The following is a 25,000-nucleotide window of genomic DNA, read 5'->3' as shown; positions in this document are numbered from 1 at the left end:
CTTCGGCTGCGGTCCATTGCCCGCGTCCTAACTCTGCGGCGCGATCCTGTCGAGATCGGGAACAATCACGTCCGCGCGGGTTGACCCTGCCCGGCCGCCCGCTATAGTCCGCCCGCTTCGCCACCCCCGGCCACGGGGAGCCGCGAATGCCCCTGTGGCGGAACTGGTAGACGCGCTCGACTCAAAATCGAGTTCCGCAAGGAGTGCTGGTTCGATTCCGGCCAGGGGCACCAACTAGGTTGTTCGGGCCCGTTCGTAAGCGTCCGCAGCCGACCGTGCAACGCTCCAAGCCCTTGAAAAACAGGCACTTCTGCATAGATCGGTGTTCGTCACCGTTTGTTCTTATCCGATCCCAGCCGCTCGATTTGTTGGTATTTTTGTTGGTATCGGGGGAACAGACGTTCACGGTGACTTCCGCTATTCCGAACGAAGGAATTGAGCAGATGGCCCGCAAGAAGGACGGCGCGCACGCAAATCCAAAGCAGATCAGGACCGACGTCGACTGCCGCGCCGCCCGACCGAATTTCACCAAGGGCGCGTGGGGCCCGGCCAAGATTTCCGACGTGACCGGCGGTGGCCTCTATCTATTCGTCACGCCGGACGTAAGCAGGCCCGGCAACGCTGCTTCCAAACTCTGGCGGATGGCATACCGCTTCCACGGCCGTCAGAAAACCTACTCCATCGGCCCTTACGGCAATGGCAGCGATGGCACGTTCTCGCTCGCCGACGCGCGGCGCGAGCGCAACAAGGCCAAAGAGCTGCTCAAGGATGGCAAAGACCCGAGCACCGAGAAGCAACTCGACAAGCACAGGCAGGCGGCCACCCGACCTTTCGGGCAATGGGCCGACGAGTGGCTCGCGAAGAAGAAGGTCGAGAAGGTCAAACGCGGCAGGATCGTTGCGGTGCGCGACCCTAAGACCATCGAGGTGCTCGAGTTGCGCGTCGGCTACGTCAAGAATCGCTTCGGCAAGCTGTGCAGGCAGGACATCAAGCGTCCGGACGTGCTCGCTTTCATGCGTTCATATGAAGCCGACGGGAAGCTGGAAACCCGCGACCGCGTGCGCAGCATCGGTGAGCAAATCTGCGACTATGCCGATGTCGAAGGAGACGGCTACAATCCATTCCGTAACCTGAATGGGCAGATGATTGCGAATATATCGACGCCACGTCCCGGCGTCACCGAACCACGTGACGTTACGCGCGTCTTCAAGCTCATCAGCGCACCGTGGACGAGAGCGAGATTTGGTGACGTTGTAGGCCTCGCCTTGCGCTTCGATGCGCTGACCATTCCGCGCCCAGGCATGGTCAATGAAATGGAGTGGAGCGAGGTCGATTGGGATTCCGAGCGCTGGACTGTTCCAGCCGCCAAGATGAAGACCGGCTGGGACCATGTCGTGCCTTTGTCACGGCAGGCACTCGCAATCCTGCGCAGCGTTCAGAAGCTAACCGGCCATCGCCGATACGCGTTTTCCTGCTCAAAGGACGCGCCGCTATCGAACAACACGCTCAACAAGCGCTTGCGGCTGCTTGGCATCAATACCAAGACTGATCATTGTGCCCACGGATTCCGGACCACCTTCTCGACCCTGTCTCACCACGAAGAGATCAAGGACGTCAAGGCATGGGATGGCGATGTCGTCGAGCTGCAGCTCGCGCATCTCGATAACTCTACCGTCGAAGGTCTCTACAAGAAGCACGGGCCACTCGCGCTGATCGGCTCGCGCACAAAGCTGATGCAGCATTGGGCTGATCGGATTGACCACTGGCTCGATCCCAAGAGGGTCATTCCGATCAAGGGGGGCGCGCAGCGCTGAGCGAGCCGATCAGGCTGACTGAGGCTTGGTTACACCGAAATAGTTGTGTCCACAAGCTCCAGAAGCGACCGCACTATCACCAAGCGTCGACGCCCGACCGTCGTCGTGATAAGTTGACCGGATCCTATCAACTCATAAAGCTTTGTGCGTCCCAAGCCCGTTACCATGCAAGCTTCGTCCACCGTGCAGCTGAGTCGTTCGCGAAACGGAACTACTTTCCCGTCGTGATCGTTCGTCGGTGAAAACAGGCTTCTAGCCGATCTCCGCCCATCCTCTTCCGGTGGGTCATCCGTCATAGTCTCTCCTTGTCACGAAAGTAGTCGCTTGGTTGCAGCGAGCCGGAGACCGATCGGATTATACAAAACGCAACAATGAAGGCACTTCAACAGCTTTGAAACTTCGAGAACTGAGCTGCGGGAATTTCAATCGAGTTACGCCATATGCACATCAAGCTCTGGCAAGTTTCGGCACATGTGATGAAACTGCTCAACAAGGCGTGAGCTATCCAAGCGATATAAACTACCTGCCGCGAAAGAACGAGAGAAGAGTGCCGCACAAGGATATTGCTCGGTCGCATCAGTCGAGCGCTCATAACGGTCTGGTTGCAGGTTCGAGTCCTGCCGGGCCCACCAAGAATATCAGTATCTTGCTTGGTCTTCGTTGCCCTGTTCACGACGACCGCACCAGAAACCGCACCAGATACGTCCACTTTTCGTTCGTGCGCGAGTTCGCGCATCCGCTCGATCCCGCTGGATCGACGTAGGCGATGGCGAATGTAACAGTCGCCTACTCATCGGTTGGATCTGCTCCGACAGAGCGGCCAATTAAGAGCCACAGGATCACCTCGAAAATGAACGGTCATTCCGACCAACGCGTCCTCAAACCTACATTGAGCGCGCAAAGGATCTTCCTTTTATCGGAACGAGCCGGTTGCGGCCCTTTCCGGACACCCTCAGATTGTCGGGGGTTCGAGTCGCTGGAGCGTTTCCATCAAAGCTGCCAGGCAAATCCCTGCCGTTTTCAGTGTTTGCGACCAAAGGCCATTGCCGATCGGCAGGCTGGCAGTAGTTCTAGGTTTAAATCACGGGCTCGCAACAGTCCTGCGACCCTGCGTCCCGAACGTAAATAGCTTGCGAAACGATCAACAAAACAACGACGTTTATTTACTATTGACCATCTTCACCCCGGTTTGTTCACGGGGTTTCGGTGGTCAACCAGTGGCCAGCTCATCCGCCAATCGGACGGCGATTGTCAGCTCCGAGGATCTGCTTAGCTCCGCGGAAAGGTCTAACCAGCTTGAGGACGTAACTTTAAACGCTGGTGCTGATCGCCCTCGCTGCTCCGGTCGCCTGGCCGCCGCGGTGCTCGAGCAGCCTGGCCGTCCGGATCGCAGCTCGATACTGCTCGCCGGTTGCGGTCGGCCCTAAACAGCAATTGACGCTCCCGACGGCAGCGGCTGCGCGGTTCGTTAAACCCGAGAGAGCTTCACGCAGATGCCGCGGTCTAGTCATGATATATGATACCAAGACGTGAATCCCACCCGGTCGGTTCTCAAGGAGAACGTCCAAGATGTTAGGCTTCGGTGCTACAGGCGAGCTTGCGGTCGGTGAGCTTCCGCGGCGCGCTATCGGCTCGGGAATTAATCAAGCGACACTCACTGTTTCCGCGCTAATCGTCCCCGAACAAAAGCTTCAGGAAGGTATTCTGGTTAGGTCGACATCGGCGATTTGGGTTGAGATCGCCTCAAAGCTTGGCGCGGACTGGTCGCGAGCCGGCGAACTTACGCCGACTCAATGGGAGGAAATGATCGCCGGGGCTTATGATCGAGCTGGATACAAGGTCATCCTGACTCCACGGTCTGGTGATGGCGGCCGCGACATCATTGCGACGCGAGCGGGTTTTGGCTGCGTTAAAATTCTAGGATCGGTGAAGGCCTATGCGCCAGGTCATCTTGTCACGGCTGAGGCGGTCAGATCGCTGATCGGCGTAGTGACCGCTGACCAAGCGGCCTCGAAAGGCATCCTTACCACGACTTCGGATTTCGCGCCCAAAATTCCGACGGATCCGTCCATCGCACCTTTCCTGCCTACTCGGATCCAGTTGATGAACGGGATGGAACTTCAGAAATGGTTGTCAGAGTTAAGCGCTGCGAGGCCGCTTCAAAGCTCTGATGGCTGACGGCTCCTCGTTGCGAGAGAGCGTGGGACTGAACTCCCCGCGCCGTTACTCAGTCAATCAAGAGCGCACGATCGCCGCCCGCAGATCGCCGGCTTTGAGGAGCCTGTACAGCCACGAAGCGAGCGACTGTCTGCGTTTGCCCTGGTTGCAGCGATCGCTGCGGCACAAGGATCAGCTCCGCGTTCGCTGCCGACCGGCCAGCCCGCTGAAGCTTGAGAATGTCCCGACGCTGCCGATTAACGAGCTTTCGCGCGCGATCGATTCCCGCACGGACGGCTCCATGTCCGCCATGGATCCACCTCCCAAGTTTGACGCAAATTTGAACATACAGAGAACGTAAGGTCGAGTTACGGATTACTGATTTACGTTGAATTGCTGCTGTCTAATCTGGCCCGCAGCCCACGGCATGTCGTTTCTGAGCCAAATCCAGCCCATCCAACAATTCTCCGCGCTCTAGTATTGTGTGAAAAACCATCGGGGATGAACATGGATTTCGCAGTTGCTCTCGCCTCGGCTTCGCAGGCGCTCAACATCGTCAAACAACTACGCGAGATCGAAAAAGGCGTTAGTGAAGGCGAGCTCAAATCGTCGATGGCCGACCTATATGGCAAGCTGGCCGACCTAAAAATCGCGCTCTCCGATGCACGGGAGACGATCCATGAGAAAGACAAGCGGATCAAAGACCTTGAGGATCAGATCGCGGCACTCACATCAGGCGATGTCTGCCCAATTTGCCGCGAAGGTCGGATGAAGGTCGTCCAATCAAGGAAACACCCCGTATTCGGGGTAATGGGCGTGCAGCTCAGGACGATGAGATGCGACAAATGTCCACATACCGAGGAGCGTCAACATGACCCGTCGCGCGCGTCATAACTTCCTACGCGTTCCAGGGATTGCGGCGCCGCTTCCTGTGAGAGGTGCGCCCCTGCCATTCGCAGACATCTGCCAAATGGCAATCATCAACACTATGACGCTGGGGCACCATGCACAAGTCACCAAGACAACATCACCGCTGCACTCAACAACCGTCCTGAGGCATCGGAGGTGATCCATCGCGGCTCCTGACCATCCGGGATTGGTGGTACGAGATGGACGAACCCTTCGAGCTGCTGACCGACGCGGAGGCCGCGTACCGCGACAACGAGCTGACCATGCTCGCCTTGTGCGAGGCCAACCGCATTCCCTACTTCCACGAGCCGAACTCGATCAGATGCGGATGCTGCACCACGCGCCGGACCTGCTTGTCCTTAACTGGACCCGCTTCGAGTGTGACGGTCGCAACGAAGTACGGCCCCGCCGCTCCACGTCCTCGCGGCGTAGCTGCACCATTTCGCCGACACGGGCGCCCGTATAGGCGTAGAGCCTCGGGACCCATCGCTTGGCTGAGACCGTCTGAGGTAGCTCTTGGGAAGCGCCGACGTGCGAGTTGCACGCCTTCAGGATGGCCAAGGCCTCGCGCAAGAGGAAGCCGGCTGGCCGCTCGCGGATCTTGCGACCCAGCTTCGGTTTCGGCACTGGGTTTGCAGTCAAGCGCCGGCTCTCCGTCGCCCATCCGACAGCGAACCGCCTATCCTTCCACCTGACGAAGTCTCCGGTGTGACCAACGCTGCGTCTTCGTGGTCACCGGCGCGAAATCATCGCAAATAGGCACGCGCAGCCTCCTGCCGCGAGCCTTGGAAACTAGGTTCACCGGGACACGATAACGAATGTAAGAAACGTCAGAACTTAGCCGAACGGGCGATGGCAGCAACATGTGCACCGCCTCTGTTTACCAGTTGAGGCGGTCGAAACATCCTAACAATCATATGATGAGCGAGATCAACACCGTAGTGTTGCAGTGGTGCCCAGGAAAGGACTGCACACCAATCCACTAAACTTTAACAAAAACAAATGTCGCAAGCGTCGATCTGACGTTTGTACCACTCAAATGTATGCCGTCGACAGCGGCATCACAGCTCTTTTCATAGGGTGCCAGATTAGCCGCCGGCAGCGCGGAATCATTGAACTTGAACGCCATAATACCCTTCCCCTGCATTGTTGCTGACCGTCATGCAACTTTCAACAGAGCGAAAATGCCTTTGGGCTTGCTGCCGGCGGGGTGGCCAAAACCGTATCAGCGGGAGCTCATCGGGCATGCCGCATGTAAGCACGAAGGTATAGTGCGGGTGTCTGAGACAACGCTGGAGCCCTAATGTATTCCTATTGGTCAATCGCAGGATTGTCCCGCGTCGTAAACAAGTGTAGGCGCTGCAGATTTCAGAGCCAAGTCTCGCACCGTCTCCCAGATGTGCACAAGCGATTCATAGTCCTGCCTGATATCACGTTCGGTTCGAAAGGCGCTGGAGGGGCGTAGTACGAGACCCATTCCCTCAGGCACATCGATTTGCCGGACTATCTCCATCAAACGTATCCCTTCATTTGGTTCCAGTTGAGAGCTCGCGCCGCTGCCCAATGCCGTATTGGGCAACAGAACGATGTAGCGGCCCGATAGCGAGAGGTAGGTCGTCAAGCGCGCGCTCCGACTTGCGGGCGGATCTTTCGCGACCTGCACGAGCATAACTTGGCGACGTTTGATAACGTCGCTCAGCTTGTATTGACTAATATGAGGATCATTTGCGCTTGCGGCATTTGCGCGCGCATCCAGATCGCTCTGATTTGAACGTTGTTGCCTGCGAAGGATCTGTCGCTCTTCGGAGGGTATCTGGAAATAATCTGGGTTGATCTCGGAAAACGGCAAGAATCCATCTCGCTGCGCACCGTAGTTGACGAAGGCTGCATCGAGCGACTGCTCTACTCTACTGACTTTCGCGAGATAGATGTTGCCTTCAGTTCCGATCCGGGCAGGCCGTGGCTGGCGCCTCCGTTCGGCGGGTAGAGAGTCTGTTAGATTGGAGTCCAAAAACGGCAGCTCGCTCTCCTCGCTCGTTTTCTCATCGAGCCACCGGATGGTCGGACCCAGCCAACGAAACGACTGGTCGTTAATAGCTGCCAGACGCTTCAATTGGGGTCGAACGTTACGAAAAAACTCAGATTGGCGACCAAACCGCTTGCGAACGGCTGCGGCTGCCACCGCCACGTCAGCCGCGGATGCTTCGTCAATTTTTTCGGTGACAAATGATGCCAGCGCCGCGAACGGTTTCGACTTCTTTAGGCCCTCAGTCGCAACGAGGGCTGCCGCACCCATCACGACGATCAGAGGAACCGACCCCGTCGCAATGGCTCCTGCTGTAAGCGCCCCTAGGGAAGCAGCAATCGAAATGGTGATAGTCGCATTCAGAAGGATACCGGTCGCGGCAGTCCCACTTCGCTCTATGTTGGCTCCCCTCCCTATCTCCTCGACTGCATTCAAGACCGCTGAAGCGGCTTCCGCATCGACGATGTGCGGCTGATGTTGCAATTTTTGTGCAAATTCGACCGCTGCCGCCCGATACTCTTGTTCTTCCTCGCGCGTGCGATTGTACCGCTGCTCGGCGGCAAGAACCTCGAGCCCGTCGGCCGAGGCGAGAATGAAGCTCCCGTGTACCTGCAATAAGCTCTCGACGGCTTCGCGAGAGGGTACAGGCAAGGGTGGTAGATCCGCATCTCCGGTCGCCGCCCTCTCGGCGTTCGCGAGCCGAACGCCGGCGATATAGAGCATCGAGAAGTCGATTTGCTCTAAGCTATGATTGATAAGATCCTGATAGACGTGGGCTCTTGCAAGCAGATGATGATGTGGAGAATTTCCCTTGCTTAACTCCTCAACAAGGCCGTTAGAGAGTTCGCGTAGGCTGGGCAGCATTCGGTTGAGGCGATCGACGTTATTTCCCCGCGCGTCCAGCGCGGCCGGGGGGGCGAGCGTGACCACACCATCCGCGCCAATCTCAAAGTGAGGCCCATAGCCTTGCTGCGGCAGTTCAGGTCCGGACGGCTCCGAAGGTTCCAGATCGTCCTCGTCATAGATTCGGTTACTGTTGGGCGCCCATTCGAGGGCTATGCCCTCAAGGTCGGCCACCACCTGATCGACAATGTCTCCGGGGAGCTCATCACCAAAATAGCCTTCGATTTCCTCCCGTGCGTCATACGGGCCCCCCCAAATCCATTGATAGCCGCCCTCGCCACTGTCGTACGGGGTACTCTCAGCTGGATCCTCAAAGTTAGAGAGAAACCACGCCTTGATCGCTTCCACGAGCTCGTCGCCCGCAAGTCCCTCGATTGCTTGTTCGGGCGGGGATAACTCATTTCTGACATTCAGATTGACCATGAAGCGCCCTTGGGTGTCCGTTCCTACCTTACCGAGGTAATTTGCCTCCGCAAGCCCTGCAGATCATGGATCCGGATTGGATCTTCGATGAAGCCCTGCCCCACAGGTCATTGACTAATCTAAGGGATAGTCACCCTTCGCGAGGAGATGCCCATTCCGTTTTAGACAGTCGGACCGACTAACGCCGACCTGAAGGTTTCCAGAGGTTTTGCAGCTCGGCAGTTCGAACTCTCCAGCATGGTGATGATTGACCTGTCACGATTCCTTTTTCAGGTGATCGGCAACAAGCCGGCCTTGTACCTTCTGCGCTTCGGGTTGTCGTGTTCGTTGGCGAGCTTGCAGATTGCTACCAGAGCGGCGGGCTGGGAGAAGTCCTCGACTTCCCGAAGCGTATCAAGGACTGCTTCAACTCGCTTTGCGAGACCCCCATCCTGGTACGGATGACCCCTATTATCGCTCTACCTTCTCTGGCCGCCATGAGGCGCTTGAACTCTTCACGTAATTCCGTTCTCAGGGAGCAAAGCCTCTGTGGCAGAGCTGTGCCGATAACTCCGCGGTCCATGGCGGCTGCCGGAAAGTCGGCATTGGTGCCAGGCAAGCGGTTCCAAGATGCTCATCACGCTAGTGGACGAGCCTATCAGCCCTCGCGCGGGGCTCATAAGGCCTGGGGAACCATCGGTCGACGGCATCAGGCCACGCCGCCGTCTCGGAGCCACCGTACCGACGGGAAACGTTTTCCGATCGCCATCAGTGCCATTCAATTCCGCGGACTTGCAGGCCAAGGAAGAGAAGTAGAGCAAAGTTTTTTCTCGCACCCTATGCACCTTCGGTGTTGACGCTTCGCGGGCCGCATACGGCTATCTCATTCGGGTGAAGCAAAGATTCTCCTTTGAAAGGTGTTTACGCCTACAACTGCGAGCGAAGACATCGATCTTACGGAATGACCCGCAAATCAAAGCCGCTCAATCCTTTGGAGCATTTGCGCCTGTATACAGATGGAATTGCCGGTCTCGCTGGTTTGCTTCTGCTCGAAAGTCAGTGAAAGCTCTCGGCTCGGGGCTGAAGCTAAGCCTTCCAGACTACATTCCGAGAGCTGCAGATCGATTCCGAAGTGGGCCGGGTTCGCAAGCCGGTAATCCCGTTGCGCCCAAGTCGGTCTTTCTTGGGTTGGCAATCCTCCGCGACGGAAGAAGTCCGGCTGAACGGTGCGTTCGGTGGGCATCCCTGTCAGCTGCTGGGGTGATAATTGCTTGGGGACGGGGTCGTATCCGAATAAACTCGATTTCGTATCGATTCTCAGCTATTTGGCTGGTTCGTCCGGGGCGTGGCTATGACCAATTCGATCGACGAGGCGTACGAACGGCGGCTGAAACTGAAGCCTGATATTGAAGCCGCCCTCGCGGCGAAGCCAACGAGGCCGATACGCGGCTGAAGGTTTTGGACCGATTCCTCTTCGAGGTTCTGGAATGATCACTTTCCCCGTCCCACAGCAGGCGCAGCCTCTCGTCGCGATCCCCGCTCACTTCCGCGAGATTCGAACCCTGCCGCGCGAGCTGCACCATCAGGGGGACCAACATAGCTCCGGCAAAATGGTCATAGAGCGGGTGGTCTTCCATGTAGTCCCGACACAAGTGCACCGCTTGCCTGAATCGATGGACCGGGCCGTTTTCGCTCGCCGGTCGAACACCCTTCGTGAGAGACAGGACGGCGTCCTTGTTCAAGAGATCGTGGATGCGCGTCATTTGCCTGGGCTGCTCGTCCAACCATCCTTTCGGCAGCAGCGACCCGACCGCGGCGATCGCGGTCGGAAGCAGCTCGTCGATTTCCAGCGTCGTCTCCACGCGGTCCGCCGAAAGATTCTCCCCAAACATGTCATCATGGCGTGACTCGGGCCCGGGTCGCGGCGTCTGAGCCTTCTGTTGCTCGAATATTTCCAAGGGCAGTCTGCTCGCAGCCGGTAGCATCTCGACGAGTTCGGTACTCTCCCGGTGGAGACCGGAGACCTTCGTCTCGATCTCAAAGCAGGAAACAGCGACATGATCTCTCTGTTCAGGTGATCGATACGCGAGCGCAGACGCTCAAATTCGGGTGTCATACGTTGGACCTCGTGCCGTCGCTAGCGGTCCCCGGCTGTTTTGCCGGCGCTATCAGCCCCAGGCGCCGGCGCTCTTTGCATCGACGAACGTGTACGGAATCTTGGAGCTGTTCGAGTTTTGATACTTCGCCAGCTTGCCGTTTATCGAAGGAAGCTCCAACTGATCGTAGACGCAGAAGTACAGGTGCTTAATCTTGGAACGGAAGATTGCATCGTAGATATGCGCGTCGTTGTCGCCTGCGGAGGAGCCGTAGATGAAGAAGCATCCGGAGCTTTCCCTCAGGCGTTGGAAGCACAACGTAAGATACCTAGATTCGTGAATACGTCTTTGTTTCGATTCCGTGGTTCCTTCGGCCACATAGAGAGGAAATCGTTTCTGCTCGGCAATCGTGCGGCCGATGGCATCGATACCTCCGTCCGGGCCTGCGAGCCGCTTCTCCAACTCCCCGTCGGTGCGCACGAATAGTTGGAGACCGCCATGAACGTTGTAGACGTTGCAGCGGTTGTCTTCTTGAAAGGCCCCCCGGAAGCCGTCCGAATCCTTCGCATTGAGAAATCCGTCGCCGAACTTGCCGTTCGACTTGATGACGACCCAATAAAGCAGCAGGTCGTAGTTGGTAGTGAACACTCTCTTGAAGGGATTGAGAAACTCGACACAGGATGGGATCACGTCCAGCATCTTGTCGAGATGGGTCGGGTGGGCGGCTTGAATAGCCGTAATCAGGTCCTTTCTCACCAACTCCGCATCCCGCACAAGGATGTCAGCCTGCGCGCCATGCCCATAGGTCCTGGCGATGACGCTGGCGTCTTCGAGTGCCCGAATGACCTGCTCAAAGTTTTTAGTGGCCATCGTTTCAAACAGTCGTCGGCACGGCGCGTCCGCCGGTAAGCCGGACTTTTCCAGCAGCGTCGTATAAGCGCAGTACTGATGCGAGAAGCCATTGCCCAGCAGTATCGAGCATGGCTCCGCTCCGGTCTGCTTTAGAGCCTTATCGAAACCCAGTACTTCAGGCATGAAGGCAACATCCTTCGGCGAACCTCTCCCGCAAACTCTAAGAAGGACGGTTCCGCGTGGCAACGTCAAGTGGCGCCATCACATTCTGCCACAGCGCTTTGCCGAGCACCGCCTTTCCGACCGCGCCGACCGGTTGGCGAGGCGGCGGGTCACCCACCGAAGGCCTGCCGCTGTTTAACCACGGCTACCTACACTGGCGGTCGTGGCGCCCAAGCGCTCGATTGGTCGCCGAAACCGACGATCGATACCGCCGGCATGGTTCGCGAGCCACGCCGAGATGCCGCGCGAGCTTTGTTTTTCGCGGCAGCGATAAGCAAGCACTCGCTTAAAACGAGGTCATTGGTACAAAATTGGTATAGCCGCTGGCAGGCGGGTGGGTCCCGCGAAACGCAGCTGCGTCAAACCTTTGAAAATACAACGGATTTTAGTAGCAGGGGAGCGTTTCCATCAAAGTCCCCCGGCAAATCCTTGGCGTCTTCAGTGCTCGCAGCAAAGAAAGCCTAGCGGCTCTACAGTGTCTGAGCGTTGCGGCGTCCCTCAATAGCCGCCAGCAGAGATTTTGCGCCTTGCGATTTCTTGGGCCTAGACAGGCCGGAAGCGAAATTACGCAGACTGCTCGCCGACCATCGAGAGTAGCGACGCCTGCGCCTCAGCATAGGCCTTGTCACCAGGATGGCGTGGCCTAGCCGGCGAGGGATTGAACGTGACATCCGGCAGCGGTAGCGGGTTGCGGCCGTTGAGGTAAAGCTCGATCAGGGCTTCGTGGAGCGCGTGCAGGAATCCGAACATGCGCTTCATCTCGTCGATATTGGTCTGCGCGAGGAACGGATCGATCTCAGAGACACCCTGCTTGTTATGCGCGAGGTGGTCTCGGACCTCGCCGTAGACGGGCTCATAAACCTTGCGCCACGCCTTCACCTCCTTCCGCAACTCACGCACGTCGTCGATGACGGCGTCGTGCCGATCCTTGACGTAGTCGGCGGCCTGCTGAGGCGGGATGACTTCTTCCTTGCGCTTGCGCAGGGCGTCCCGGCCGAGCTCCGGCAGGTTCTGCTCGACAGCCTTCAGCAGGAGGTCGACGTTATGCGCGGACTTCTGATCGAAGATGCGGCCAAGCCAGATGAAGGTCGACACGAACAGGGCGTGGTTCGTCGTCAGCCAGAACATGGAATTGCGGTTCACGGCCGCGAGAACGTCGGGGCGCTTGGCGAGCAGATCGCGGATCCCAAGGTAGGCGAAGAACGTCTGTTGGGCCGCCTCTTCCTCCTTCCGGAATATCTCGATCTCCTCCTGAATGTCGGGCGGCGTCGGCGGAACGTAGGGTTTCTTTTCGGTCATCTTCGGTGCGCACCATTTCAATCCGACGGCCCTGCAGATTTTCTGCGAACCTCGAGTGCATGGCAGTCTCAATACTGGCTGATCGGCGGCAACGGCTGTCCGAGGAAGACCATCCAGGCGTCGAAAACGTTCTGCAAGATTGACGACAGCGCGCGCCGATCGCCGTCGTTGGTCGCGACCACGATCTGCTCGACGCCGCCATACTTGCCTTCGCCCCAGCAGCATTGGCCGAATCCGAAGCCGCCCGGAGCGATGTCGTCCGACGCGTCGATGCGGCCGGTCCGCGGGCGATGGTGCTTGAAGGCGACGGAAACGTCCCGCAGTAGATACACGTCGGCGACGTGCTCGCCATTCCGCAGGAACTCGCATTTCGCGTCGATCGCGATGCGGACGGGACCGACGTCAGGGAACGGCAGTGCCCATTCGTGCTGCACGAATTCGGCCGGATGATGCAGCATGCCGACGGCCTGAGAAGTTCGCGATATTTGGGCCCCTGATAGCTACCAGGTCGATCTCCTGCTCATCCAGAACCTCCCTCTCCCATCGGCCAGACTACACTCATCTCGGCGCGCGCAAGGTTCTGGGCCTGCAGACCCAAGTACCGAGAACATCCGCTTTCCACAAGTACCTTGAGCGTCCGCCTCGCCCGCTATCTCGCCTTTGGCTATCATCGTCTAGTGTTCCGCGGATCCGGTCTATCACGAGGCGTCGCGGCCTATCGACGGGATACGTGCGTCGTGCGAGGCCGGCATCAGGACAGCCCGTTCATGTGAAAAGAGCTGGCGATGGTGAACTTCCCGGATTGGTGCCATACGGCAGACAGCAAGGTGGGCACATCTTACATTCGGATCCTCGCAGGCGACCCGTCGAGGCTTGCCGCAGGCGTTTCCGCAACCGCAGCGGTCGTGCCCAGCCACTACGCCGCGGAGGAGCGTATCGCCACCGTGCTTCGTCGTTTGGGAAAGCCGGAGGCAGCACGGTTCATCGAGGAGAAGCTTCCGACCAGCAAGTCCATCCGCTCAGGCGATCTGGGCGAGATACTGGCCACGGAGTGGATCGCCAGTCAGGGCGGCTACGACGTGCCCATCAAGCGTTTGCGGTGGAAAGATCATCGGAACATGGCGATGCGCGGCGACGACGTGATCGGCCTCAAGCGCGATCCCAATACCGGTGCGCTCCTCTTTCTCAAGACCGAAGCGAAAAGCCGAGTGTCGCTTTCTGCCGGAGTAATCGGCGAAGCCAGAAAAGGCCTCGACAAGGACGGTGGTCGCCCTTCCGCCCACGCACTCGCCTTCATCGCGGACCGCTTGGCCGAACTGGGCAACGACGCATTGGCGGACGCGATCCTCGACGCTCAGCTGAAGTCGACGATTCCGCTGCAGAGCGTCCTCCATCTGACGTTCACCTTCTCGGGAAACGACCCGCAGCCGCACCTGACGACGGCGCTTCAGGGATACGGCGGCCCGGTCGCGCAATGGGGCGTGGGGTTGCGGATCGACGGTCATGCCTCGTTCGTCGCCGCCGTTTACGATCAGGTGATCAACAATGCCAACAGTTGAGAGCATCCTGTCGTCCATCGACGCGGCGACCGCTCCGGGCTTTCGAGGAGAGCTGATAGCGCGTGGCCAGGCCCGATCGATGATTTGGCGCGACGGGGTTCTCCCGCCCAACGCACCGGCCTTCGCACCGCAACTCAGTTACGATCTGCATTCGTACGCCTACTCCTTGCTTGAGCTTGCGCTACGATTGCGGGAGCTGGGTGGCGATCCTGCGCGCGCCCGCCAGGCATTCGAACAGGCGGCCACCGCGCTCGAAGCGGTGATGGTCAGAGGAGCCCGCGGCGACAGCGATCGCGATTTCCACTTCGTGATGGCGGCCGCTTCGTATCATCTCGCGCGCATGTCCGCGAGAGCATATTCGCTACTGACCATCGTGCGAGCCGAAGAAAACTTCTCGCCGCTCGAACGGGCGCTCGCCCAGCTCATGCTTCGGGATATCGATGCGCTGCAGGCGGCCGCTCTGGAGTTCAGGCTCGGAGGCGCCGGAAGCGACGAGGCCATCCGGGCCGGCCTGGTGCGTAGCTGGGAGCGATCCGAACTTTCCGCGCTGCCAGATGACGACGGATCTTCGTTCCTTTTGGACGGAATGGATCTCGCGCTGACCGACAACTTCTTCGCCGCAATCTCAACCTTCCTGCTGGCTTTGGAGCACGGCTCGGCACAGCTTTTGGCTGCGGCGGTCGCGAAGATCGACGATGGCGTCGCGACCAGCGCGGATCTGAATATGCTGCCGCAGTGGTGGGCCTATAGGATCACCAGACATCTCCTGACCGATCTTTGGGATTGTTCGTTCCATGAACGGCTTCCGCGGATGCCTCGGGGCGGGGAAGCCGGCGAATGGGCCTCGTTGCGCGATCTATTCATCGCGGTCCTCTTCCGACGTCCGAGAGCGGAATTGGACCTCTGGCCCTCGCAACTGACGGCGGCGGAGCGTGCCGTCGATCAGAACGACGATCTGGTCGTTTCACTGCCGACGAGTGCCGGCAAGACCAGGATCTCGGAACTCTGCATCCTGAGATGTCTGGCCGCCGGCCGCCGAGTCGTCTTCGTCACGCCGCTGCGTGCGCTGTCCGCCCAGACCGAAACCACCCTGCAGCGGACCTTCGGATGCTTGGGGAAATCGATCTCGGCGCTCTACGGGAGCATCGGCGTCAGCGGCTTCGACGAAGACGCAATCCGCCAGCGTCACATCGTGGTCGCCACGCCGGAAAAGCTGGATTTCGCGCTGAGGAACGACCCGAGCCTCCTTGACGACGTCGGTCTGCTGGTCTTCGACGAAGGGCACATGATCGGTCTGAACGAGCGCGAAGTACGCTACGAGGTCCAGATACAGCGTCTCCTGAGACGCTCCGACGCCGCCCAACGGCGCGTGGTTTGCCTCTCGGCCATTCTACCCGACGGCGATCAATTGGACGACTTCGCGAACTGGCTCCGAAGAGACCGTCCCGGCGGAGTGATAAAAGACAAATGGCGCCCGACGAGGCTGCGCTACGGCGAAGTAGTGTGGGACGGCAAGACCGGACGCCTCAATCTGCGCGTCGGAGCCGAACGGCCTTTCGTGCCGCGTTTCCTGGTCGCTTCGGTACCGCCGCTGGGCAGACGCAAGAAACCGTTTCCATCCAGCCATGGCGAACTCTGTCTCGCGACCGCATGGCGGCTGGTGAGCGATGGACAATCGGTCCTCGTCTTTTGCCCGGTCCGCGCCCACGTCGAGCCGTTCGCCGATCGCATCGTCGATCTCCATCGGCGGGGCGCGCTGCCATCGCTGCTCCAGGCGGGTTTGGCGTCGCTGAACACAGCCCTGACGCTCGGCGCAGAATGGCTCGGTCCGAACCACCCCATTCTCGAATGTCTGAAGCTTGGCGTGGCGATCCATCACGGCGCGCTGCCGACCGCATATCGGAAGGAGATCGAGCGTTTGCTGCGTGAGGACGTGCTGCGAGTGACCATCTCGTCCCCCACCCTCGCCCAAGGCCTCAATCTCGCGGCGACGGCAGTGATCATCCATTCTCTCTACCGCAACCGCGACCGCATCGAGGCCTCGGAGTTCAAGAACGTGGTCGGCCGCGCCGGGCGGGCGTACGTCGACATCGAGGGTCTGGTGGTCCACCCGATGTTCGACAACGTCGGTCGACGCACCGCGCAATGGGAAGCCTTGATCGGAGACGTGACCACGCGCGAAATGGAAAGCGGGCTCGTGCGACTGGTGATCAGTCTTCTTCAGCGCATGCATCACCGGATCGGCGGCCCTCTGTCGCAATTGGTCGAATACGTCACCAACAATGCGGAGGCGTGGTCCTTTCCCGAGATCGCCGGCGAAACCGCGGAAACGCGCGACCGTGCCTATTCGGATTGGGAAACGCATCTGGCGAGTCTCGATACCGCGATCCTCGGCCTCCTGGGCGAGAGCGACGTTCCCGACGACAACGTCGCGGATGCCTTGGACGATGTGCTTCGGTCGTCGCTTTGGGAAAGGCGGCTCGGCCGACGAACCCATGAACTCCAGACAACGATCAGGGCCGGACTGGTCTCGCGCAGTCGACATATCTGGGCCCAGTCCTCGGCCGTTCGCAGGCGAGCGTACTTCCTGGCGGGCGTAGGCTTGAAGACCGGCCACGCGCTGGACGCACTGGCGCCGGAGCTCAACAGCCTGCTGGTGAACGCCAACAGTTTTCTTCTCACTAACAATGTCGAGGATGCCATTGTCGCCATCAGCTCGATCGCGGAGCGCGCGTTCGCAATCCGGCCGTTCGTTCCCGACAAGCTCCCCGCCAACTGGCGCGCCATCCTGCGATCTTGGCTCTTGGGTCAACCGCTTGCACCACAATCGATCGGGCAAGAGGCGGAAGCGCTACAGTTCGTTGAAGGGGGCCTGGTCTACCACCTGCCCTGGGCGATGGAGGCGATCCGCGTGCGCGGGATCGCGAACAGCGACAAGGTGGCCTTCGGTGCAGGTCTCGACGACTTCGAACTAGGTCTCGCGGTCGCTGCGGTCGAGGCGGGAACGACGAAACGTTCCGCATCGATACTGATCCAGGCCGGTTTCTCGTCCCGCCTGGCGGCCATTAAGGCCGTGGACGATACGGGAGCGGTTTTCTCGAACGCATTCGAGTTGCAGTTGTGGATCACCTCGGATGCCGTCAAAGCTCTCGGAGCGCGTCCGGACTGGCCCACTCCCGAAACATCCGCGATGTGGCGGACGTTCGTCGAGGGATACGCGCCGAGGACGGCAAGCACATGGAGCGACCGCCGCTTCTGGGCATTCGTCAACTGGCACGGAGCAGCGCCGCCGCCGGGGGCTCCAGTACGGTTCCACCATCTGCCGGGCAAGACGATCGTCTTGTCCGCGGATGCCTCGATCATCGGCGAAGCGGAGATACCGCTCAATCCGGCGCGCCAAGGCCTGTTGCGAGCGGCCGTGAACTCCGACCAAAAGAAGCTGGATCTGAGTTATCTCGGCCCCGACGACCTTTGGCTTACCTGATGCACGCATCGCATCGAAAGAGAGCGCGCCATCGAAGAGGCGGCGACCGGGAAGAGCGTCTTGATTGCAGCACTTGCCGTCGAGAAGGTAATTAACGTGGCGCGGTCGTCAGGTGTTGTGGACGGGGAACGGCGCGATGGGGCGCTTCTCCGCCGCCACGCTCGGCGATAACACCGTTCGCGGGAACAACGACGCCTTAGCGAGTGAACGAACTCGTGTCGACGAATACCCGGTCGATCGACGGGGCGTCGTCCCGCCATCTGGCCTCGAAGCGGCCGGGAAACGTTTCGGAAAGAGTCACGTTCTCAGGATACCCCAAGGTCACGTGCACGTTTATGGGTCCCTCGAACCGGGCTCCGTTGACACGTATCTCGTCTTCGAATACCTCCACCGCCTCGACCTGCGTATTAAAGGAAAGCGCGTCGAGTTCGTTCCAAACCTCGGTTTGCGTCAACTGGAGACTTCTTACGGCCTCCGCTATCGCATGCGCCTGTGCCGGCATGTCGGCGGACGACTTTTTTCTAGCCATGGCGTTCAACCTATAGACCTGCCGCGCTAATTCCCAGCCGCTTATCGTACTGCCACTTCAGAGAGCTGCATACACCTTCTAAGTTCGCCCATATGTGGGCGGCGTCGATGCCGAGTCTGAAGAGCTTTCGCTGAAACGTGAAACGGAATTCCGCCGGAATGACGAATTTGTTGTCCTTGATTTCCTTGGGACGCCAAGCCTCGTCCGGCCGCGGATGGATCGAAAAGAGCCCGCGTTGGCTCGATATGCGCGGGGCGAGGCTGGACGGAAACATAAAACCGACTTGCTCGATCCTGAAGGGCGACGGCCAAGTCGCGGTGTCCGTCGGATCGACGATTTGTCTGTCGGCCAGAGGATAGGCATATACGACCGCATTCTCCTTTTCCTGCGATTCATCCATCAGAGCGAAGAAGCAGGCGACGAGCGGGTTCGTACTCCAATCCAGCAATCTCGTCGGCAGCCCGAAATGCTGGCCCAACGCCAACCAATCCCAGTCGTTGGTTTCGGGCATGTGAGCGTGAAGCCGGGCATCCTTCTTGAACACCCGAAAAACGCGTTCTTCGAACAACGGATCGTAGCCTGGCTTCCGCCCGGCGGTGGGGATCAAGTCCCAGTTCTCGGACGCTTGGCCGCGGAACACCCAACGCGAATGCATGCGCGAATCGAGAAAGGAGAGAAACTCGTGCCACTTCTCCTGCGATCGAGCCACCTTGTCGCTGATCTCGGCCTTCGCCGCCAATGGCGCCGCGGCCTGACTATCGTGAGGCCTTTTCGCAGTCGTCTTCGGTCGCCTCATGCACCGGGCCTCCTTCTTCGCGCGGCGACCATGGCGCGATAGACGGCGGTGGCGAAGTCGCGCGCGATCTCGCACTGGGTTCCTTGCCAGAGGTCGAGCCGTGTCTGCTTCGAGTCCTCCGCCAGGACGACGATCGGCAGGTGCCGGACCCGCGCCAGGCCCACGGCCAGCGCCGACGCAATATCCGCCCCATCGGCGAGAACCAGGACCGCGTCGGAATCCTCGAGCACCTTGTCGATGTCGCCGCTTTTCAGAGGAACACCATCGAGGCCGAGATCGTACGCGGAAACGGTCGTCACGCCCAGACGATCGAGACTATCGATCGCTTGGTCGAGCAGCCACTGCTGCGCCATAGATGCGCAGGGCGATACGACGAAGACCTTGCATTGGATCGAAGGATCGAAGGTCTCCATTGTGGGCAGCGAGCCTTCCGCCACCATCGGTATCGCGAGTTCGCCCGCGTAGTATGCCGAACTCCGCGAGGCGAGTTCAGCGGCCCGCAGCGGGCTCATTTTCTTCTCTCCCCAGTAATGCGCGAACATCGCGCAGAACACGTTGCCCGCGCCGATCTTAAACCATTGTCGCGCGACATAGGCCGGAACATCGTGCTCCAGCTCGCCTTCGAACAAGACGCCACCGCCCGCGCGGCGCCGGATAATCATCAAATCCGCCTTATGCGCGGCCATCAATCGTGCCGCCACGTCACGAAAGCCGTCGGCGGGAGAAGCCGCATCGGGCAATTCGTCCTCGGCGGCGATGAGAGCAAGGCTTCCGATCTTGCCCCGAGATATCTCCTCGTCGCGAGGAGATATCTCGAAAACAGCACGGTCGGCGTTGATCTTCAGCTTGGCCTCGAGAAGCCGAAACGCGAGCACGGTACTTCCTTCGATCGTCCAGAGCCGCGTCCCCTTCGCATTCCATTCATCGGGCTCCTGCGCCGGCGGGGACGTGAGAGGATGCTTGTAGTAGAACACGATGGGCTCGCGACGGGTGCGCAGATGGGTCTTGATGCCCCGCTCCGTCATCGTGAGTGCGAGATCGCCGCGGGCCTCCTGGTCGACGAACGTATAGAGTTCGCTCCCCGGCGAAAGCTCGCTCACTGCCAAGGCGGCCCTAACGCCGGATCCCATGATCCGCTGCCATTCCGGCCAATCGCACTCTTCCAGATAGGCTCCGCCGACGACAATCATTCGGCGCTCCGGGATACGAAGACGCTGCATGATTGACCGCTCGTCTTCTCTACGAGCGCGGAGTAGCGTACGCTTTGCTCCATGCAATCGATCAAACGGGCAAGTCCGGGAAAAGCGGACACCGCTCCTACCGGATCGCCCTGCGACGTCTGGCATATGACCGCACGCAACTTGCCGTCGGTGAGCAGGACGACATCCAGGACGTCGCCTGTCCGCACCTTCCTTACGTTCTCGGCTCGCACGCCCATCAGGTCGATGCGAAAGCGGAGATCGCAACTGTCGTGCTGCGACGCCTGCCGAAGCCGCGCGGCCATACGCTTTGGAGATTGCTTTATGCCGCCCATCAGATCACCTCGGCTGTTTCGCCGCCCTTCGTCTTGAGGCGATCGACGGTTTCGAGATGCTTCTCGCATCCGCGGCAGCGGCCGCAGGGATATTCCATCACGTGACACGAAAACGTAAGGTCGACGAGGGAGCGTGGGAATCCGGATACTTCGAGCAACCTGCGAGGATGGAGCGCGCGGGCGGGAGCGGTGACCGTGACTCCACCTTCCTGCAGAGACATCAGGCGATCGATGCCTCGCAGGAACGGCGCCTTTCCGTCGGCGTGCACATCGGTGCTCACCGCCCCAATCAATATCTCCTTCAGGCCCTCCGACAAAAACCGCATTCCGGCCAGCGTGATCAACATCTGATTGCGGAACGGCCAGAATTCCTCCGCCCGGGCCAAGCCGGATGGCTCCTTGCCCGCCAAGCTGCCCGATCCTAACGCTTGGAGGTCGACGGTCAGGAGCTCGTGACGAAGCCCCAGTTCGTCGCAGATCGCCTTTGCGGCGGCGATCTCGCCGCGCGCCGGTCGTTGGCCGTAGTCTATTGTGAGGCACGCGTCGGGGCGCTTCCAGAAGGCGAGCGCGGAGGAGTCGAGACCTCCAGAAAACAGGAGTACCCTCATCGTCCTTTGGTCCACATCACCCGGTAGATCGCCGTCGCCAGATCGTGCGTGACGTCGCATCCGGATCCGGCGATCATGGTCAGATTTTCCCGCTCCAGTCTTTCCGCCAGCGCCACGACCGGAATGTCCAAAGCACGCGCGTAGCCTACCTCGAACACCGTCCCGGGGTCGGCACCGTCGAGTAGAGCGAGCATCTTGGAGCTTCCGCGCAGGCCGGCCAAGTCGGCCTGCGCGATGGCTTCGACGGGCAATCCCGTCCCGACTTCGTGCAACGGAGAGAATATTCGGGCGCCGAAGTCCGTGAGCGTCCGATACACCTCCTCCACCATCCAGCGCTGGCTCAAATCGAAGAAGGGTCCTGCCAGATATATCGGCCCGTCGTCGAGGCGACAGGCCATGGCCTCTCCGTGCCTCAGCGTCTCGTCGAGCGGAAGAGAATGCCCGTCGACGAAGTGGGCTACGCTCTTCGATGCGAGATCGGCCGCCGCAGCGGCATCCATGCCGCGCTCGCCCCAATGCAGTGCGAATGCTGCACTGAACACGTCGCCGGAGCCGATCTTGAAGACTCCTTCGGAGCGATAGGCCGGGATATCGATCGGATCTGTTCCCACTTCGTATACGGTCGCGCCTCTCGGACCGCGCTTCACCACCAGCACCGCCGCGCCCTGCTCGCCCATGAGAACCTCGGCATCGAACCCGGGGCTTGCCGCACCGGCCTCCGTTTCGTTCAGCACAAGCGCCAAGCAGCCCGCACGGGACCCGTTCGCGCCGAACGGCTCGAAGGGATCATGCGATTGGGGATCGAAAACGGCACGCTCCGCCTCCACAACCGCCTCCCCCTCGACGAAGCCGAACCTCAAGACCGTCCTTCCCCGGACGACGAGAGGAGGTCTACGGGCGATGATCGGCGGATACAGGCGGGCAGCGGAGAGAGGGTGGTCGTAGGAGAACGATATGGCCTCGTCGACGGGTTCGACGTTCGCCAGACAACCGAATGCCGCCGCGGTATGGCGGATGTCGTCCGCCCAGTCTCCGAAACAGTATGTGTAGAGTTCCGTCCCAGGTGAAAGCCGCGATATCGCGCAGGCTGCGCGAAGCCCCGACCCAAACAGCCGGCGCCAATCTGGACGCAAACAGATCTCAAGATAGCTACCTCCGGCGACGATCATTTCTAGACCCGACGTACCCTGACCCTGCATCCGGCGCGTGAGACCGAGATAACATCCGCGGCGTAGCGATTTCCGCGCCGCAAGCAATCCATCAGTTTGGCTAGTCGCTCGAACGCTGCCAATGATCCGACCACATCGCGCTCAACAGGCCGACGGCAGACGGCTGCCTCCAGATTGCCTTCACCGACTAGATCGACGTCGAGAACGCCGCCACGGACCAGTTGACCGACTGCCGGCCTCAGAGAAGTGAGATCCACCTCGAATATGAGGTTGCAATCGTCCGTTCCGGTCGGTCCAGTCTTCGCCTTCCTTCCGTCGACCGGAGCGCGCGGGGCCTTCGGCTTGCTCTTTCCTGACATGACGCCACCGAAAGCCACAATTAATGCGTGAGTCGGAGCCAGAGTCAAACCGATCCGCGTCCGAGAGTCCGCATTTCCCGCCACATGACCGCGTCCAGGAGCGAGGGCCGTACGTTCAGAGCGGCGGCGAACGCCAGAAACCGAGCCTCCATCACATCGTAGTCCTTGGGAACGGTTTGCTTCCGATCGAACAAGCCGATCAGGATTCCGGCGCGGATGATGTGGACGTCCAGGATGGCAACCTCATCGCTGCCCAGCCAGTTGCGCGCAATCCAAGAAGCGGTCTTCGGACCGATACCGGGAATCTTCATCAGTTCGTTCCGGAAAGTCCGGGGATCGTCCGATGACGGTGGGTCCTGTTCCAGGATGCGCATCGCGGAGGCGAGACGGGTCGAGCGCTGATGGGGAAAACGGTACCGCCGAGGTCTTCCGTCGACGTTCACGGGGGTGAGCAACAGGCGCTCGATCTCACTCGCGACCGGAACGTAGTTCGCCCGGAAGACCCCCTCGCCTTCCAATCGCTCGAAGATGGCGTGGTTCATTTCGGCGGTGATGCCGAAGCCGCCGAGGAGACAGAAGCCGACCTGCTCCTTCAGCGTCGCTTCGGTGCAGACGAAGTCGTCCCCGTCCTCGGCGATTGCGCTCATCGCGGCCCAATAGGCGGCGCTCGGCACCCATTCCGGCTTGCCCCACCTCACGCCTGGAATGACTTCCATATCCGGCCCACGCTCCGACGGACCGCTCGAAATCCGCATTCGCATCTCCTATGTATTTCTATGTATTTTTATGCATAAATATGTATATGACAAGTTCAAAACCGAGCGTCTTTGCCAGGACGCTGGATAACTTCCGCAGACGACAAGGCATGACTCAGAAGGAGCTGGCGCGCCAGCTGCGCGTGAGCCAGCCTCACATCTCGCGGATCCTTTCCGGAGAGGTACCGCCCGGCGACAAACTCAGACTGCGTGCGTCGCGACTGCTCACCGCCCAGCCGACGTCGATGCAGCATCCAGAGTGGACCAACAAGGTCGTGGCGGCCGCGGATCGGTCCGCGGCCTTCCGTAGACTTGTCGCCGCGGCACTCGATATGATGGAAAAGGCAGGAAAATGAGCGATCCGCGAGGGTGCCTCGCGCGCCCGTCGGACGCCGATCCGAAGCCTGCGCGCTTACGGCCGTCGCACGCACCCGCGGAAACGGCCCCGCTTCAGTCTCTCTCAGCGCAGCTCGAATTCAACCCTAGGGAAGCTACCGGTTGCAGACCTCTTCTCTCCGTGATGACTTGCCCGGTTCGCGGCCGCGGCTCGGCCCCCCCCGAGGATAGGACGTGATAACCTCTTCCGACGACGGCGGCGACATGGTTCGCGTGCTCGGCCGAATTGCACTCAAAGCTCCTCGATTTTGCGACCGGAGCGTCGAGCACATTCATTTCCGAATGTGGATTTGCCAGATTGGCGGAAGCCCAATCCGTCAAGCTCTGTGCAGCCTCGATAGAAACCATGAAACGCGCGCCCACGCGAATCGACATATTGCCACTTTTGCCAGTTGTATTCGGCCTCGGCGAAATTGAGACGGCCGCGGCGACCGGCGTCTCCGCGAGTAAGTTCCGCGCGCTCGTCAAAGAATCCCGAATGCCGCGTCCTCGACGAATTGACCGGCGCTTTGTTTGGGACGTTGATGAGCTGCGCGCGGCATTCAAAGCTCTCCCTCATGAAGGAGAGAGCGAGGGATCCGATACATGGGCAGACGTGGTGTGATCCTTAGCCCAGATTTTGGGGCGCTGGGTCGGCATTGTTATTGAAGGGAATTCAGACACTATTCCCCCAAACGCGGGCAACTAGACCACAGTTGATCTGATCGCAGCAAAGTTAAGGTTTCCCAAGGATTTTTTCTTCGGAGAAGATATTGATGATCTGGAGCGCGGCCAGCTTCCGTAGCCTGTCGTCCATGACGGCAAAGGAGCGCGACGCGGCGCTCGCGTCGGGGTCCCTAGCCTACCTGCTCTCGGACTTCATTTCCGAGCGGTTCAACCTGCCTGAACCAAAGATTATTGACCTTTCGCACGAACGCGATCCGGCCGCTGCAGCCCGCATCGTCCGTCAGGCTTGGGGATAGGGCGAGCAACCGATCAGCAGCATGATCAAGTTGCTCGAAGCAAAGGGCGTTCGCGTTTTCTCGCTTGCCGAAAATACCAAGAACGTTGATGCATTCTCATGCTGGCGAAACGGCGCGCCTTACGTCTTCCTCAACACCTATTGACCTGCCCCTAAGAAATTCCTCCGGA

20 protein-coding genes and 1 tRNA gene are annotated in these 25,000 nt (G+C 59.8%); 10 read left to right on the top strand and 11 right to left on the bottom strand.

Going from position 1 to position 25,000, the window contains the following annotated elements; genetic code table 11:
* Positions 1-148: 148 nt before the first annotated feature.
* The 4 genes from QX071_RS31380 (at position 149) to QX071_RS31365 (ending at position 4,865) form a co-directional block, all read left to right on the top strand.
* Positions 149-233 (top strand) — tRNA-Leu (locus QX071_RS31380).
* Between the two features lie 42 nt (positions 234-275).
* Positions 276-1,814 carry a tyrosine-type recombinase/integrase gene (locus QX071_RS31375; RefSeq protein ID WP_315706494.1) on the top strand — a complete coding sequence of 513 codons (1,539 nt, stop codon included), beginning with the start codon at positions 276-278 and terminating at the stop codon, positions 1,812-1,814.
* 1,569 nt (positions 1,815-3,383) lie between these two features.
* Positions 3,384-3,992: a restriction endonuclease gene (locus QX071_RS31370; protein ID WP_315707333.1), complete on the top strand. Its 609-nt coding sequence runs from the start codon at positions 3,384-3,386 to the stop codon at positions 3,990-3,992.
* 486 nt (positions 3,993-4,478) lie between these two features.
* Positions 4,479-4,865, top strand: a complete 387-nt coding sequence (locus QX071_RS31365) for a hypothetical protein (protein WP_315707334.1) — start codon at positions 4,479-4,481, stop codon at positions 4,863-4,865.
* A gap of 1,333 nt (positions 4,866-6,198) precedes the next feature.
* Here the strand turns inward: QX071_RS31365 and QX071_RS31360 are convergent.
* From QX071_RS31360 to QX071_RS31340, 5 genes are all read right to left on the bottom strand, one after another.
* The gene (locus QX071_RS31360; RefSeq protein ID WP_315707335.1) at positions 6,199-8,232 is read right to left on the bottom strand and encodes a ribonuclease E/G; all 2,034 of its coding nucleotides are present in this window, start codon (positions 8,230-8,232) and stop codon (positions 6,199-6,201) included.
* 1,328 nt (positions 8,233-9,560) lie between these two features.
* Positions 9,561-10,169, bottom strand: coding sequence for a hypothetical protein (locus tag QX071_RS31355; protein WP_315707336.1), 609 nt, complete (start codon positions 10,167-10,169; stop codon positions 9,561-9,563).
* A gap of 210 nt (positions 10,170-10,379) precedes the next feature.
* Positions 10,380-11,342 carry a DUF4917 family protein gene (locus tag QX071_RS31350; protein ID WP_315707337.1) on the bottom strand — a complete coding sequence of 321 codons (963 nt, stop codon included), beginning with the start codon at positions 11,340-11,342 and terminating at the stop codon, positions 10,380-10,382.
* 603 nt (positions 11,343-11,945) lie between these two features.
* Positions 11,946-12,680, bottom strand: coding sequence for a hypothetical protein (locus QX071_RS31345; protein WP_315707338.1), 735 nt, complete (start codon positions 12,678-12,680; stop codon positions 11,946-11,948).
* 68 nt (positions 12,681-12,748) lie between these two features.
* On the bottom strand, positions 12,749-13,138 hold the full coding sequence (locus tag QX071_RS31340) for a hypothetical protein (protein ID WP_315707339.1): 390 nt from the start codon (positions 13,136-13,138) through the stop codon (positions 12,749-12,751).
* Between the two features lie 327 nt (positions 13,139-13,465).
* Here QX071_RS31340 and QX071_RS31335 point away from each other — a divergent pair, with 327 nt between their 5' ends.
* Both QX071_RS31335 and QX071_RS31330 read left to right on the top strand, forming a co-directional pair.
* Entirely contained in the window at positions 13,466-14,239 is a 774-nt protein-coding gene (locus tag QX071_RS31335; RefSeq protein ID WP_315707340.1) for a Hachiman antiphage defense system protein HamA, read from the top strand.
* Positions 14,240-14,318: 79 nt separating this feature from the next.
* Positions 14,319-17,723: a DEAD/DEAH box helicase gene (locus QX071_RS31330; protein ID WP_316201070.1), complete on the top strand. Its 3,405-nt coding sequence runs from the start codon at positions 14,319-14,321 to the stop codon at positions 17,721-17,723.
* Positions 17,724-17,919: 196 nt separating this feature from the next.
* Here the strand turns inward: QX071_RS31330 and QX071_RS31325 are convergent, their stop codons facing one another.
* From QX071_RS31325 to QX071_RS31300, 6 genes are all read right to left on the bottom strand, one after another.
* Positions 17,920-18,252, bottom strand: a complete 333-nt coding sequence (locus QX071_RS31325) for a hypothetical protein (RefSeq protein WP_315707343.1) — start codon at positions 18,250-18,252, stop codon at positions 17,920-17,922.
* A 10-nt stretch (positions 18,253-18,262) separates the two neighbouring features.
* Positions 18,263-19,048: an FRG domain-containing protein gene (locus QX071_RS31320; RefSeq protein WP_315707344.1), complete on the bottom strand. Its 786-nt coding sequence runs from the start codon at positions 19,046-19,048 to the stop codon at positions 18,263-18,265.
* On the bottom strand, positions 19,045-20,394 hold the full coding sequence (locus QX071_RS31315) for a hypothetical protein (protein WP_315707345.1): 1,350 nt from the start codon (positions 20,392-20,394) through the stop codon (positions 19,045-19,047). Before QX071_RS31315 ends, QX071_RS31320 begins: the two co-directional genes overlap by 4 nt.
* A gap of 187 nt (positions 20,395-20,581) precedes the next feature.
* Positions 20,582-21,190 (bottom strand): 7-cyano-7-deazaguanine synthase, encoded by a 609-nt coding sequence (locus QX071_RS31310; RefSeq protein ID WP_315729478.1) that lies wholly within the window; start codon positions 21,188-21,190, stop codon positions 20,582-20,584.
* Positions 21,187-22,359 (bottom strand): nucleoside 2-deoxyribosyltransferase, encoded by a 1,173-nt coding sequence (locus QX071_RS31305; RefSeq protein ID WP_315707347.1) that lies wholly within the window; start codon positions 22,357-22,359, stop codon positions 21,187-21,189. The genes QX071_RS31310 and QX071_RS31305 overlap by 4 nt, the downstream gene beginning before the upstream one ends.
* A gap of 403 nt (positions 22,360-22,762) precedes the next feature.
* Positions 22,763-23,473, bottom strand: a complete 711-nt coding sequence (locus QX071_RS31300) for a hypothetical protein (protein ID WP_315707348.1) — start codon at positions 23,471-23,473, stop codon at positions 22,763-22,765.
* An 11-nt stretch (positions 23,474-23,484) separates the two neighbouring features.
* Between QX071_RS31300 and QX071_RS31295 the strand changes: the two genes are divergently transcribed.
* The 4 genes from QX071_RS31295 to QX071_RS31280 all read left to right on the top strand — a co-directional run bounded on the left by QX071_RS31295 (position 23,485) and on the right by QX071_RS31280 (position 24,975).
* Positions 23,485-23,829 (top strand): helix-turn-helix transcriptional regulator, encoded by a 345-nt coding sequence (locus tag QX071_RS31295; protein WP_315707349.1) that lies wholly within the window; start codon positions 23,485-23,487, stop codon positions 23,827-23,829.
* 338 nt (positions 23,830-24,167) lie between these two features.
* Positions 24,168-24,473: a hypothetical protein gene (locus tag QX071_RS31290; RefSeq protein ID WP_315707350.1), complete on the top strand. Its 306-nt coding sequence runs from the start codon at positions 24,168-24,170 to the stop codon at positions 24,471-24,473.
* Positions 24,474-24,624: 151 nt separating this feature from the next.
* Positions 24,625-24,831 carry a hypothetical protein gene (locus tag QX071_RS31285; protein WP_315707351.1) on the top strand — a complete coding sequence of 69 codons (207 nt, stop codon included), beginning with the start codon at positions 24,625-24,627 and terminating at the stop codon, positions 24,829-24,831.
* Between the two features lie 21 nt (positions 24,832-24,852).
* A complete protein-coding gene (locus QX071_RS31280; RefSeq protein ID WP_315707352.1) occupies positions 24,853-24,975 on the top strand; it encodes a hypothetical protein in 123 nt (40 codons plus the stop codon).
* The last annotated feature ends 25 nt before the right edge of the window (positions 24,976-25,000 follow it).

The organism is Bradyrhizobium sp. SZCCHNS1022 (genome assembly GCF_032484835.1).
Taxonomy (GTDB): Bacteria; Pseudomonadota; Alphaproteobacteria; order Rhizobiales; family Xanthobacteraceae; genus Bradyrhizobium.
This window is presented reverse-complemented; position numbering and strand designations above follow the sequence as displayed.